Raw genomic sequence first — 13,841 nt, forward strand, 5'->3', positions numbered from 1 at the left:
ATAATTTATTCTGATTTTTGCACAGAGAAATGTACAAAATAAAATGAAAAATCATATTACAACAATAGCATTTGACGCAGACGATACCCTTTGGGTGAATGAACCCTATTTTCAGGAAGCTGAAAAGGAATTCTGTGTACTTCTTGAAGATTATCTTCCACGACATTCGGTATCGCAGGAATTGTTTAAAACAGAAATGCAAAATCTGCATCTTTATGGTTATGGGATAAAAGGTTTTATGCTCTGTATGATCGAAACCATCTGTAGGGTTTCTAATGAAACGGCTTCCATGCAATTAATAAACAAAGCAATTGATCTTGGCCACGAATTATTACAACAACCTGTTCAGCTTTTAGATGGAGTCACAGAAACATTAGAAGATCTGAAAGGAAAATACAGATTGGTTATGGCAACCAAAGGTGATCTGCTGGATCAGGAGCGTAAGCTTAAAAAATCAGGATTAGAGAATTATTTCCATCATATAGAGATCATGAGTGATAAACAAAATACTGATTATACAAAGCTTCTGAAGCATTTAGACTGTAAACCTGAGAATTTTATGATGTTAGGCAATTCCATAAAATCTGATATTTTACCTGTATTGGAAATTGGTGGATTTGCAGCTCATATCCCATTTCATACGACCTGGGCACATGAGCAGCATGAACATCAGTTGAAACATGAAAGGTTTATTGAGTTGGAAAATATTGATGAAGTATTGAAATATTTGGTTCAGTAAAATATTTAAACTCTGTATGAAAGTTAAAAATATTGTCATTTCGAACGCAATGTAATGAAGTGAGAAATCTTTTGTATTCTGAATGACAGCATTCAAAGAAAAAACTCGCCCAAAAGGACGAGTTTCTCAATTTATTTCTTCAAACATTTTTCTAAGAACTGATCTTGTTCCCATAAAAGGTGAAGTATATTTTCTTTAGCTACATAACCGTGAGCTTCTTTAGGTAAAAGAACCATTTTTACAGGTGCACCAAGATTTTTTAAAGCCTGGAAATATCTTTCTGTCTGTAAAGTAAAAGTTCCTGGATTGTTATCTGCATCACCATGAATTAAAAGTAATGGGGTTTTCATTTTATCAGCATTCATGAATGGAGACATCGTGTTGTAAATTTCCGGAACGTCCCAATAATTTCTTTGTTCACTCTGGAAACCAAAAGGCGTTAAAGTTCTGTTATATGCACCACTTCTTGCAATTCCGCAAGCGAATAGTTTAGAGTGTGTTAAAAGATTTGCCGTCATAAAAGCCCCATAAGAATGTCCTCCAACAGCCACTTTCTTTCTGTCAATATAACCCAACTGGTCTACAGCATTAATCGCTGCTTCAGCATTGGCAACTAATTGTGGAATAAAAGTATCATTAGGTTCAGTTTTTCCTTCTCCGATGATTGGGAAAGCTGCATCATCAAGAACTGCATATCCTTTTGTTGTCCAATACACAAAAGACCCATAATAAGGGAAAGTAAAATCATTAGGATTCTGCGTATTTTGCCCTGCCGTATTCTTGTCTTTGTATTCCGTCGGATATGCCCAGATCAGCAATGGAAGTTTTTCGTTCTTTGCTTTTCTATCATAATTAGCCGGTAAATAAAGAGTTCCTGTTAATGTTACCCCATCATTTCTTTTGTATGTAATTACTTCTTTATACACATCTTTTATACTTTCAAAAGGATTAGCAAAATTAGTTACGGGCTCTGATTTATTAGATTTAATATTTTTCTTAAAATAATTCGGATACTGACTTGCAGACTGCTGAATAGTAAGAACCTCTCCTTTTGCAGGATTAAGAATATCTATTATATCCTCTTTGGCATTCTTTAAATTCGAAGTATATAGTCTTTTCTTTTTTAAAGTTTTCATATCCATTTCATCAATAAAAGGATGTTGTCCATCTTTTGTAAAGCCATCCCCGATAAGATAAGCTTTCCCTCCTTTCATATCGAGAACTGTTCTTCCAAATTGATTTTTTGTCGTATTAAAATTCCCTGGATCACTATAAACATCCTGATAATTTCTGTCATCAATAACTTTCGATTCACCGTTGTTTAAATCAACTAAGAAAGATTTTGTATTTCTGGTATCATACCAATCTTCTGAAACAATAGCATAATGATCGTTCGTCCAACTTGTACCTTCATATCTTTGTTTTGTTTTAAAGAAAGATTTTGCAGTGGTATTAAATGGTGCTTCCCAGGTAAAAACTTCGTCTCTGTATTCTGCTGATTTAGATTGATCCCCACCATCCAAAGCTTCAGCATAAACCAAGGTTGCAGGCATATCACTTCTCCAGCCCATATCTCTTTTTCCTGTTCTTACGGATGCAAAACCTTTAGGCATGATTTCGTTTAATGGAACTTCATTTACCACTTTCACTACATTCCATTTAGCATCGTAAACAGTTGTCGTCATTGGAAATCTATTTAAAGGGACAATGTATGAGAATGGTTTTTTAATAGTGGTTGCCATTAAATAATTACCGTCGGGTGAAAAGCTTAAACCAGAATACATATCCTGATCCTTTATTTTCTTGAGATTCCCACTAAGGTCTACATTATAAATATCTGCAGCTGTAAGAATTTCAAAGTTCTTTTCATCCTGAGGGTTTTTAAGAAGATCCTGATAGGTTCTGTTTTGAGAAACTTTTCCATCAGCTGTAGATACAATAGGACCCGTTGGCAGATCTTTGCTCGAATCTATTAATGCAGGCCTGTTTTGTGGAAGTATTTTTATTAATAAATTCTGAGAATCTTTGTACCAGATATATGGACTACCAAGGTTAGCATTAAGATTATCATCTGTAATCTTTTTGGCAGTTGCAGTTTCAAGATCTACAATCCAAAGTTCTACTCCTTTACTTGTAGTATTCGTGAAAGCCAGTTTCTTTTCGTCTGGAGAAAAAGAGGTATTGGTAATTTTAGGATTAGTCGGTAACCCTTTTACCTGAACTTCATTTTTATCATTTATCTTTCTAACCTTAAGATTATTTGAATAGGTTACTGAACTTGAAATATTAGTAACAGGATTGATTCTTAAACCACCTAATTTCATTTCCTGTTGCCCAAGATCTTCCAATGTTTTATAAGTCGGTCGATAGGTAAATACCACCCAATCTTTTTTACTGTTCATCAAAACACTTGGAGGTCTTTCATAATCTGCAAGCTTAAGAATTTCTGCAGATGGTTTTTGGTAAGTAACATTTTCCTGAGCTTCGTAGAAATTAAGAAACGCCAAAAGGCAGATAGTTAACTTTATCTTCATTTTATACATTTTTCACGAATTTAGTAAATTGAAGTTATATAAGGAAAAATTATCCGTGCTATTCGTGCTGGTTATTCAATTAAATAGTATTTTAGTTTTTCAAATTAAATCAAAGTACTATGAAAAATTTACGAAAGTTATCAATGAAAGATCTTAAAGCTATTAATGGTGGCAGTGCTCCGGAATGTCCACAAGGATTCAAGCCCTGTATGGTAATTGGTGAAGACGACACACCAAAATGGACCTGTGTCTGGGCATCTTTACCATGTAAGCCTTAATAAATCAAGAGAGGGCATTTCATTTTTGAAATGCCCTTCTTTATCTATTTTCAGCTTATAAAATTAAGAACAATTAAATAGCATTTAATCCTAATCTTGTGATATAATAAAATAAATATTACATTAGTGATTCAAATTAAATCAAAAAAGTATGAAAAATTTACGCAAATTATCAAAGAAAGACCTTAAGACTGTTAATGGAGGAAATGCCCTTTTGTGTGAATCAGGTTATAGAGCTTGTGTTACGGGAAGAGATGAAAATGGTTCTCCAATTTGGGATTGCATACCATCAACACTTCCTTGCAGACCTTAACAGAAATAAAAAAGAGCATTAATCTAATGCTCTTTTTTATTATATTTTTTTAGATCTTTTTACCAATCTGAAGCTCTTTTTCTTTTTTCAATCATATGATCTATCGAAAATCTTCCTGCTCCAAAGCACATTAACAGAAGATATGCAGATAAATAAATGAAAGCCAATTCTCGTTTCTCAAAAGGATCTGCACCATGAACTACAAAGGCAGCAATAGCCATTGTAAATATGAGAAAGCCTAAAGCTACTCTGGTAAACAATCCCAAAATCAAAAGTATAGAACATACAAACTCTGCTACGATAGTAAGAATTAAAGATATCTGTGGACCCAGCCCCAGGAAATCATAAAACTCGATCTTCCCTCCTTCCAGTAACATCTGAAGCTTGGGAAATCCGTGAGAAAGCATGGAAAATCCAATAAAAACTCTCACAATTAACAGTATAATATCTCTAAATATAGGATTAGAATTTGAGTTACTATAATTCATGTATGAAAAATTTAGTTTAAAGATAATAAAATCTTTCTATACAACGATGATTATTGACATTTTAGTTTATCTGTATCCGAAATTCTTCAGATCCCGGTCGTTTTTACGCCAGTCTTTTTTCACCTTTACGAATAAATTAAGGTGAATTTTTTTTGAGAAAAATTTCTCCAGATCTATCCTTGCCTCTGTTCCTACTTTTTTAATTGCTTCCCCTTTATGGCCAATAATAATTCCCTTTTGGGTATCTCTTTCTACATAAATAATAGAATCTATAAAAATGATTCCCTCCTTTTCTTTAAATTGTTCGGTAACAACTTCTACTGAATAAGGAATTTCTTTATCATAGTTCAGAAGGATTTTTTCACGAATTGCCTCATTTACAAAAAATCTTTCCGGCTTATCTGTATATTGATCCTTATCGTAATAAGGTGGGTTCTCCGGCAACATCGATTTAAGCTTAGGCAGAATAACATCTGTATTAAATGCATTCAGTGCAGAAATAGGTAAAATTTCAGCTTTAGGAATCCTATTATGCCATTCTTCTACCAATTTTTCAAGTCCCTCCTGATTGGTCTGATCTACTTTATTTAATAAAAGTAAAACAGGAACAGGAATTTTATTCAGCTTTTCAATTAAAAATTCTGAAGGTTCAGCTTTATCTGTAACATCCACAATGAATAAAAAGACATCAGCATCCTGTAAAGAGTCCTTTACAAAATCCATCATTTTTTCCTGTAACCCGTATTTTGGGTCTAATACTCCCGGTGTATCAGAAAATACGATCTGTAAGTCCTCTTCATTATAAATTCCAAAAATTCTGTGACGTGTTGTTTGTGCCTTCTGCGTTACGATCGCCAACTTCTCGCCCATCAATTGGTTCAGCAAGGTCGATTTTCCAGCATTAGGTTTTCCAACTATATTTACAAATCCTGATTTGTGCATAAAAATTATATTACGGATTGCAAAGTTACTAAAAGAAAACCGGTCTTTAGGATTAATTTTAAAGATTTAGATCTTTAGTACTGGTCTCTGAATTTTTGAAATTCCTCATATTCATAATCAGGACAAGCTCCCGGTTTTGAAGTTATAAAAGCTCCCAGAGCAATAGCCTCTTTCATTATTTTATAAGGTGCTTCGAGTTGAATTCTTTTAGAAATAAAACCTGCAAGAAAAGAATCTCCACTTCCTACAGTATCTGCAATTGTGATAGGAACTGCCGGGCAGTCATAGCTTTCATTTTCTACAAAATACCTTGCTCCTTTACTACCTTTAGTCAGAACAATTTCCTTTATCTTAAAGTGATCCTGAATAAAGGCCGCACTTTGATCCTCATTCACATATTCTACATCAAGGAAATCGAGGATCTGTCTCATCTCGGCTTTATTCATCTTCACGATATCTGCATGATATAAAAGTTCTGTAATAAGGTCAACATCCACAAATGGAGGTCTGAAATTGACATCAAAAATTTTAAGTTTTGCATACTCCAAAAGCTTAAGGAGTGTTTTCCTTGTTTTTTCATTCCTTGCAGCTAAGCTTCCAAAAATAAATGCATCGGCATTAGAAACTAACTCAGCTAATTTGGGTAGAAATTCTATATAATCCCAGGCTACATCATTAATAATTTCGTAGCTGGCTTCATTATCTTCATCAATAGTAGCAATAACGGTACTCGTAGGTTTTTGATCATCAACCTGAATATAATCGGTGGTAATTCCCCAATTTTTAATCTGATCAATAAGCTTATCTCCAAGCTCATCACTTCCTATTCTACTGAGTACTTTAACATTTACTCCCATTTTATAAACATTATAGGCAACATTAAATGGTGCTCCCCCTGCTCTTGCTCCCTGAGGAAATAGGTCCCAGAGGACTTCTCCGAAACATACCACGTATTGATTGTCTTGTATCATATGGTTAAACGTTTAAATTATTTATAAAATTTTACTTTACAGATTTCATTTTGATCAATTCACCAGAACAGACTATTCTTGTTCCCTTTTCGGAAAAGTTTTTAATCTGATCATCAAGAAGTTTTAAAGCAATAACAGCCATTTCTTCCAAAGGCTGTCTAATGTAGGTAACTTCCGTGGGAAATAAAGTGTAGGCATCTGTTTCATCAAATGCGATTACAGAAACATCCTCAGGAACCTTTATCTTATTTCTAACCAGATAATTTAATCCGGCAATTCCAATTTTATTATTTAAAAAATACAAGGCGGTCTTTTTAGAAGTAATTTTAAGTTGCTTCTTAAGCTCGGTATGAACTTTAGGTGTAACATCTTTCATATCCACTAAAACTTTTTTTGCTATAATACCTCTTTCACGAACCTTTCGCTCAAAACCACGTTGCCTGTCAAGTAAATGAGGCAATTTTGTGTTATAACCTACATAAATTAATTCCTCGAAATTATGATCAATAAGATAATCGACTATAATTTCAGAGATTTCAAAATTATTCAGTGTTACTGCAGGAAGATTAACATTTTCAAGGTAATAATCGACACTAACAACGGGGTATTCATTATTCAAAAGTTTTTTGATCGCATCATCTGAGCCAACAACTGGAACTACAATCATTCCATCAACCTGCTGTTCAGAAAAAAGTTCTGTAAGCTGTCTGAATTTATCTGGATTTTCGTCAGAACTCCCAATAAGTATCGTGTAACCTAACTTCATGGCTTCATTTTCTATCCATCTTGCGATATTAGAAAAGAAATCGTTTGAAATATCAGGAACAATCAAGCCTATAAGTTTACTATTGCTCATTTTAAGACTTCTGGCAATCTTATTTGGAGCATAATTAATTTCTTTTGCTACTTCGAGAATCTTAATTTTTGTAGCTTCACTGATCCTGCTTCCTTCCTTTCTATTTAATACATATGAAACTGTTGCTACGGAAACACCGGCAATTCTTGCAATATCTTTTATGGAAGCTCTTTTCATTTTATTGATTGACATACAAAAGTATTTCATAAAATATAAAAAAATGTATAATAAATAGCATAATTTTTTTATAAAATTATTGTAGTTTCGCAACTTTTTAAAAAGGACACCAATCAGCAACTTAAACAACTGAAAATAAATCAATTAAAAACACATAACTTCTATTTCATTTGAGTAATACTTTGCTAAAATCCATTTCATCTCCTTTCTATTTTGACTTATTTTCGGTAATTTTTCAGATTCTTTACTAGTTATAAAATAAAATTAGTTCTCATATTTTTTAATTAATCATGAAAAACAGATAATTTTGACCCATCACAATTTACCCTCATGACCATAGACGAAATTATTGATAGTATACTTCCCCTTCCTGCAGCTTCAAAGGAAAATTTGAAAATGTATATTACAGAAGTTTCTTATCCAAAGTGCTTTTGCCTCATGGAAGCAAATAAGATTATTCCTTATGTGTACTTTATAAAAAGAGGAATTGTTCGCGCCTACGCTTCTACGGAAGATAATGATATTACATTTTGGTTTGGTAGCGAAGGTGAAACGGTAATTTCTATGAAAAGCTACGTAGAAAATAAACCAGGCTATGAAAGCATTGAATTGTTGGAGGATTGCGAACTTTACCAGTTGGCTACTGAAAATCTGAGAAAGCTATTCAATGAGGATATTTATATTGCCAATTGGGGACGGAAATTTGCAGAAAGAGAGCTTGTAAAAACAGAAGAATTAATTATCTCCAGACAATTTAAAACATCTACTGAGCGCTATAAAGACTTAATGCGTGACAAACCTAATCTTTTGAAGAGGGTTCAGTTGGGACATATTGCTTCTTATTTAGGAATTACACAGGTAAGCTTGAGTAGAATCAGAGCTGAGATCAGATAATAATTTGTAAGATTTCTAATTAGAAAAAATCTTTATTGATTATCAATATAGCCTAAAAGAAGAAAAACTTATTTTTTAACATTTGTAAAATTTTTATTCCTCATAAATGCGGAACTTTGCAAGAGAAAAAAAATAAAAATGAACTGGATTATTTTAATTATCGCAGGATTGTTTGAAGTTGCTTTTGCATCTTGTTTAGGAAAAGCAAAAGAAACAACAGGATCAGAAATGTATTATTGGTTTGCGGGCTTTTTGGTTACGATGACCATCAGTATGTTATTACTGATCAAAGCTACACAAACATTACCGATAGGAACAGCTTATGCCGTATGGACGGGGATTGGTGCTGTAGGTACCGCTTTAATGGGTATGCTCTTTTTTAAAGATCCTGTAACCTTTTGGAGAATTTTCTTCATCTCTACCCTTATTGGTTCTATCATAGGGTTAAAAGCTGCTTCTCACTAAAGTATACATCTTATCATAAAAAATGTCTTCAGGTTCTGAAGACATTTTTTTATTCATTTTTTAAAAACAACCGGTAAGATCTCATTATGCCTTAAACCGAATTTTCTTATTTCTTCTTCTGAGAAGTTTTGCGAATAGAAATTAGGTTCTATTTCAAAACCAGCTTTTCTTAGCCGATTAAAATAATCCATTCCATACCAACGAACATGATCATACTGACCGAAATGTTTTTGACGTTCTTTAGGATCTTTAATAGAAAAATCTTCATAGGTTTTCTCTAATGAATTTTTCATAGGAACCTGAAAAATTCCCCATCCGCCAGGTCGCATTACCCTATAAAGCTCGCTTATGGCTTTGGCATCATCCTCAATATGTTCCAAAACATGGTTACAGAAAACGATATCGAAACTTTCGTCAGCAAAAGGAAGATCAAGAATATCTGCTTTTACATCTACAATAGGGGAAAAAAGATCTGCAGAAATATAATCAAGATTTCTCATTCTCTTGAATTTCCTCAGAAACTCCTGCTCTGGAGCGATATGTAAAACTTTATAATTTTTAATAAAAAAATCAGTTTCATTTTGAAGATACAGCCACATCTGACGGTGTCTTTCCAGGCTTAAGGTTCCCGGGGACAAAGCATTTTCTCTTTGCTTCCCATAGCCATAGGGAAGAAATTTACGATATGATTTTCCATCAATAGGATCGAAAAATTCATCGCCCTTAAAAAACTGATAGATAAGAGGTCTCGCCCAGATACTCATCGTAATAAGCATCGGACGCGGAATTGTATTCAGTAAAAGCTTGGTTACTTTTTTCATTAAAAATCCATTTGGAAAGGCTTTTCCTCATCACTTTGAATACCTAAAGCTTCATATACATATTTGAAGGTAGAAAGCAATACAGGTTTTCCATTAATTACCGCTACATCATGCTCAAAATGTGCTGAAGGCTGATTATCTAAAGTTGTTACGGTCCAGCCATCATTATGGAACTTCACTTTTTCAGTTCCCAGATTTACCATAGGTTCAATGGCAAGCGCTAAACCATCTTTAATGACTTTTCCACTTCCCTGTCTCCCATAGTTAGGTACTTGAGGGTCTTCATGCATTTTTCTTCCTAATCCATGTCCTACGAGCTCTCTTACTACTCCATAACCTTCTTTTTCACAATGAGCCTGAATTGCATGAGAAATGTCTCCTATTCTCTTTCCTCTCACACATTGTTCAATTCCTTTATAAAGAGATTCTTTGGTAATCTGCAATAGTTTTTTGATCTCAGGCTTTACTTCTCCGATTTCAAATGTATAGGCATGATCCCCTACAAAGCCATTTAAAATAGCTCCACAATCTACAGAAAGTACGTCGCCTTCTTTAATAATATCATTATTGGGAAAACCATGTACTACCTGTTCATTTGGAGAAATACATAATGAATTTGGAAAACCTCCATATCCTAAGAATGCAGGTTCACCACCATGGTCTTTAATAAAATCATGCGCTAATTTATCTAAATACAAAGTAGTAATTCCCGGTTTGATTTCTTTCGCTAACATTCCTAATGTTTTTGAAACCAACTGAGCACTCTGTTTCATGAGACGAAGTTCGTCTATTGTTTTTAATTGAATCATGTTCTAATGTAACAATTTATGAATTTAGCAATGTAACAATACAAATATTAAAATTGGTAAACTGCTACATTGTTATATTGTTAGATTTTTCTTACCAGAATAATCCTTTTTTCTTATCTTTTTTAAGTTTAGAATATGCTAAAACTTCTTTGCCTTCAACACGGAATTCTATTCTTTCATTGATAATATTATAGATCTCTCCCCAACCTGGAAAACCGCCTAGATTTCTATCATCAATAAACCAATCGGCATCTATTTTTCGAGATTGTGTTTCAGGGTCAAAAACCTCTCCTTCGAAGCTGCCATTAACGGAATAAAACTCTATTCCGTTTTTTTTGCAGAATTCTACCGCTTCATCTAATGTTTTTCCGTGTCTGTATGTCCAAAGAATTAATCTGTAGCCTTCAGACTGAAGTTTTCTTAATGTTTCAAAAGCGAAGATCTTTGCCTTACCAATTCCGGGATAGGCATCGTCAACAATTGTTCCGTCGAAATCTACAGCAATTTTTTTATTGTTTAACATTTTTTTGCGTTTTTAGCAGTGCAAAGATAAGAAATAAAAAGAGTGCCAAAAAACACTTGGCACTCTTACTTTATAATTTTATGTATCCTTTTCCTAACTTTTCACCCAACTGAATTGAAATTGTAAGTCTGGAGTGGATACTCTATCTGTAATTTTTTGTAGTCTGGAAGGAAGTTTCATAAGATATTCCTGAGCTTTTTCAGCTTTTTCAGTAAGCCCTTTAATATGTTCTATCTTCCATTCATCCAATAATTCTTTCATGATATTGATATAATCCTGACCGGTATATACCATACATCTTTGAGCTGCATCTGAGAAATGTCCCCAAAGCTCGCCAGCTTTTTGTCCTGACTGTCTCATTAAATGGGCAGGCATTACAATTTTTTTACGCATCATATCTTCAAATGCCAGGATCATTTCTGAAGGATCTAATTCTAGAATTTTAGCAACAAAATGTTTATATGCTTTAGCATGTCTGGCTTCATCAGCGGCAATCACACCACACATTTTAGCCAATTTCCCGTTTCCGGATTGCTTTGCTAAAGTTCCTACTCTTCTATGAGAAATATTAGTAGCAGTTTCCTGAAAGCTTGTATACACAAAGTTTCTGTAAGGATCCATACTTGTCCCCAAGTCAAAACCATCACTGATCAGATATTGGGTAGTGATTTCAACTTCTCTCATGTTTACTCTACCACACAAATAAAGATATTTGTTCAATAAGTCACCATGTCTGTTTTCCTCTCCTGTCCAAGATCTCACCCAATTGGCCCAACCTACTTTTTCTTCCTGATTTATTCCGTCTACCCCCATTAACCATGATTCGTAAGATGGCAATGCCTCTTCTGTGATACAGTCACCAATAAGAGTAACAAAAAGATCATAAGGCATTTCGCGGGCAAAGGTCTGAATTTCTTCTAAATCATATTTAAAATCTGCACTTGATGGATCTGGAAGGTAATCTGAGGGCTGCCATATTTTTTCAATTGGCGTCAAAAATTTTTCCAGAAAAGAACTTACTTCCTTTTCCAAGATACCCATTACTTCTTTCCTTACCAGCGTTTGATACATTTCCGTTATTTAGATTTATTATAATTTAATATACAAAGATATGATTTATTTATTATTTAGCGCATAATAACATATGCCTCTCATAATATGCATGACATATATCATAAAAAATGCCATTATCAGTATAACGACACTTTTATTTTTTTATTTGTCTAGTTCACTAAAATATCTCCAGTCATTATTTTTGGGATATCTATTCCCATTATTTTTAGAATAGTTGGAGCCACATCCCCTAATTTCCCTGACTTCCCTGGTTTCAAATTCCATGTATGGTCTTTATCCATTATAATAAAAGGAACCAAATTCGTAGAATGTTGTGTATTTGGAGTTCCATCAGGATTAACCATCACATCAGAATTTCCATGATCCGCGAGAATAAATACCGCATAACCATGTTCATAAGCTGTTGTAGCTACTTTTTCAATACATTTATCTACAGTTTCTGCCGCTTTTACTGCCGCTTCAAATACTCCGGTATGACCTACCATATCGGTATTGGCAAAATTGAGACAGATAAAATCAGCTGTTTCATTTTCCAATTCAGGAATGATTGCGTTTGTAATATCATATGCTGACATTTCGGGTTTCAAATCATAAGTAGGAACATCCTTCGGACTTGGGCAAAGTAATCTTCTTTCTCCGACGAATTCTTTTTCTCTTCCTCCTGAGAAGAAAAATGTCACATGTGGATATTTTTCTGTTTCGGCAATCCTGATTTGAGTTTTACCATTTTTCTCAATGATTTCGCCCATTGTTTCTTGTAGTACTTCTTCATCAAAAACTACATGAACATTATTAAAGGTTTTATCATAATTGGTCAGTGTAACATAATACAAATTCAATTTACGCATGAAGTAATCGGGTAAATCCTGTTGAGAAAGAACTTCTGTAATTTCTCTTCCTCTGTCAGTACGGAAATTAAAGCAGATCACCACATCATTATCTACAATTTTAGCAACAGGTACTACATTTCCAGTTTCTGTTGTATGTATTAAAATAATTGGTTTTAAAAACTCATCTGTCACATTATTGTCATAAGACTCTTGAATAGCTGCTAATGCATCTGTTGTTTGAAGTCCTACTCCTTCTGTTAATGCATCGTAAGCTAATTTCACACGCTCCCATCTTTTATCTCTGTCCATCGCGTAATACCTTCCAACAACAGTTGCTAATTTTCCAGTCGTTGAATGCATATGGTCTTCCAATTCTTTAATAAAGCCTAATCCTGAATGTGGATCACAATCTCTACCATCAGTAAAAGCGTGAACAAATACATTGTCATTCAATCCGAAATTCTTCGCGGCTGTTAATAAACCTTTTAAATGGTTGATATGTGAATGTACTCCACCATTGGAAACCAATCCTATGAAGTGTACTTTTTTATTTTCTCTTTTGGCATATTCAAAAGCCTCCTGAATAACCTTTTCTTCACCCAGAGTCCCGTTTTCAACGGCCATATTCAGTTTTACAAGATTCTGATATACCACTCTTCCGGCTCCAAGGTTCATATGTCCAACTTCAGAATTTCCCATCTGTCCGGCAGGAAGCCCTACTGCTGTTCCACTTGCCTCAAGGGTTGTATGTGGATATTTATGAAAACAACTATCTATAAATGGTGTATTGGCACTATCTAATGCTGAAACTTCAGGATTCTTTCCCAATCCCCATCCATCAAGTATTGCCAGTATTGCTTTTTTCGACATTTTCTGTAACTTTTATTATACAAATTTACCTATTTTCCAATGAAACTAATAATCTCAAACACTTAAATTTTTATTAAAGAATTTATTTATTTCCTTTTTAAATGAAGAAAATTCTAAAGCAAATACTTTTTTTGTTATTACAGATTACGCCATCTTAATTACATTTCTAAAATCTCATTCTATACTTAGGTTAGCTCTCTTATAACGATGAAAAACCTATACTATCTGCAAGACCTGCCGAGGACTATAGAATAAAT

At 33.7% G+C, this 13,841-nt stretch carries 15 protein-coding genes; 5 read left to right on the forward strand and 10 right to left on the reverse strand.

What is annotated here, in order from left to right:
- Positions 1–43 precede the first annotated feature (43 nt).
- Complete coding sequence (locus AC3WRL_RS17050; RefSeq protein ID WP_492330818.1) at positions 44–739, forward strand: HAD family hydrolase; 696 nt, start codon at positions 44–46, stop codon at positions 737–739.
- 131 nt (positions 740–870) lie between these two features.
- Here AC3WRL_RS17050 and AC3WRL_RS17055 read toward each other — a convergent pair whose 3' ends face one another.
- A complete protein-coding gene (locus tag AC3WRL_RS17055) occupies positions 871–3,273 on the reverse strand; it encodes an alpha/beta hydrolase family protein (protein WP_492330819.1) in 2,403 nt (800 codons plus the stop codon).
- Between the two features lie 119 nt (positions 3,274–3,392).
- On the opposite strand from AC3WRL_RS17055, the gene AC3WRL_RS17060 reads away from it, so the two are divergent.
- Both AC3WRL_RS17060 and AC3WRL_RS17065 read left to right on the forward strand, forming a co-directional pair.
- On the forward strand, positions 3,393–3,551 hold the full coding sequence (locus AC3WRL_RS17060; protein WP_492330820.1) for a bacteriocin-like protein: 159 nt from the start codon (positions 3,393–3,395) through the stop codon (positions 3,549–3,551).
- A 151-nt stretch (positions 3,552–3,702) separates the two neighbouring features.
- Positions 3,703–3,864, forward strand: a complete 162-nt coding sequence (locus AC3WRL_RS17065) for a bacteriocin-like protein (RefSeq protein WP_492330821.1) — start codon at positions 3,703–3,705, stop codon at positions 3,862–3,864.
- 59 nt (positions 3,865–3,923) lie between these two features.
- On the opposite strand, the gene AC3WRL_RS17070 is transcribed toward AC3WRL_RS17065, so the two are convergent.
- From AC3WRL_RS17070 to AC3WRL_RS17085, 4 genes are all read right to left on the reverse strand, one after another.
- Positions 3,924–4,352 (reverse strand): DoxX family protein, encoded by a 429-nt coding sequence (locus tag AC3WRL_RS17070; RefSeq protein WP_214825526.1) that lies wholly within the window; start codon positions 4,350–4,352, stop codon positions 3,924–3,926.
- 66 nt (positions 4,353–4,418) lie between these two features.
- The gene (era, locus tag AC3WRL_RS17075; RefSeq protein ID WP_214825528.1) at positions 4,419–5,294 is read right to left on the reverse strand and encodes a GTPase Era; all 876 of its coding nucleotides are present in this window, start codon (positions 5,292–5,294) and stop codon (positions 4,419–4,421) included.
- 74 nt (positions 5,295–5,368) lie between these two features.
- The gene (locus AC3WRL_RS17080; RefSeq protein ID WP_492330822.1) at positions 5,369–6,265 is read right to left on the reverse strand and encodes a carbohydrate kinase family protein; all 897 of its coding nucleotides are present in this window, start codon (positions 6,263–6,265) and stop codon (positions 5,369–5,371) included.
- Positions 6,266–6,296: 31 nt separating this feature from the next.
- Positions 6,297–7,313 (reverse strand): LacI family DNA-binding transcriptional regulator, encoded by a 1,017-nt coding sequence (locus tag AC3WRL_RS17085; RefSeq protein ID WP_251040460.1) that lies wholly within the window; start codon positions 7,311–7,313, stop codon positions 6,297–6,299.
- Between the two features lie 315 nt (positions 7,314–7,628).
- On the opposite strand from AC3WRL_RS17085, the gene AC3WRL_RS17090 reads away from it, so the two are divergent.
- On the forward strand, positions 7,629–8,192 hold the full coding sequence (locus tag AC3WRL_RS17090) for a Crp/Fnr family transcriptional regulator (protein WP_214825530.1): 564 nt from the start codon (positions 7,629–7,631) through the stop codon (positions 8,190–8,192).
- 138 nt (positions 8,193–8,330) lie between these two features.
- Positions 8,331–8,657 (forward strand): DMT family transporter, encoded by a 327-nt coding sequence (locus AC3WRL_RS17095; RefSeq protein ID WP_214825531.1) that lies wholly within the window; start codon positions 8,331–8,333, stop codon positions 8,655–8,657.
- 53 nt (positions 8,658–8,710) lie between these two features.
- Here AC3WRL_RS17095 and AC3WRL_RS17100 read toward each other — a convergent pair whose 3' ends face one another.
- From AC3WRL_RS17100 to gpmI, 5 genes are all read right to left on the reverse strand, one after another.
- Positions 8,711–9,478, reverse strand: a complete 768-nt coding sequence (locus tag AC3WRL_RS17100; RefSeq protein WP_214825532.1) for a class I SAM-dependent methyltransferase — start codon at positions 9,476–9,478, stop codon at positions 8,711–8,713.
- Positions 9,478–10,287: a type I methionyl aminopeptidase gene (gene map, locus AC3WRL_RS17105; protein WP_214825533.1), complete on the reverse strand. Its 810-nt coding sequence runs from the start codon at positions 10,285–10,287 to the stop codon at positions 9,478–9,480. The genes AC3WRL_RS17100 and map overlap by 1 nt, the downstream gene beginning before the upstream one ends.
- Positions 10,288–10,378: 91 nt before the next feature.
- Positions 10,379–10,810: a BT0820 family HAD-type phosphatase gene (locus AC3WRL_RS17110; protein ID WP_214825534.1), complete on the reverse strand. Its 432-nt coding sequence runs from the start codon at positions 10,808–10,810 to the stop codon at positions 10,379–10,381.
- 93 nt (positions 10,811–10,903) lie between these two features.
- Entirely contained in the window at positions 10,904–11,881 is a 978-nt protein-coding gene (locus tag AC3WRL_RS17115) for an acyl-ACP desaturase (protein WP_214825536.1), read from the reverse strand.
- Between the two features lie 152 nt (positions 11,882–12,033).
- Positions 12,034–13,584 (reverse strand): 2,3-bisphosphoglycerate-independent phosphoglycerate mutase, encoded by a 1,551-nt coding sequence (gpmI, locus tag AC3WRL_RS17120; protein WP_214825537.1) that lies wholly within the window; start codon positions 13,582–13,584, stop codon positions 12,034–12,036.
- Positions 13,585–13,841: the final 257 nt, after the last annotated feature.

This window comes from Chryseobacterium sp. FW101-FHT12H09 (genome assembly GCF_058790395.1).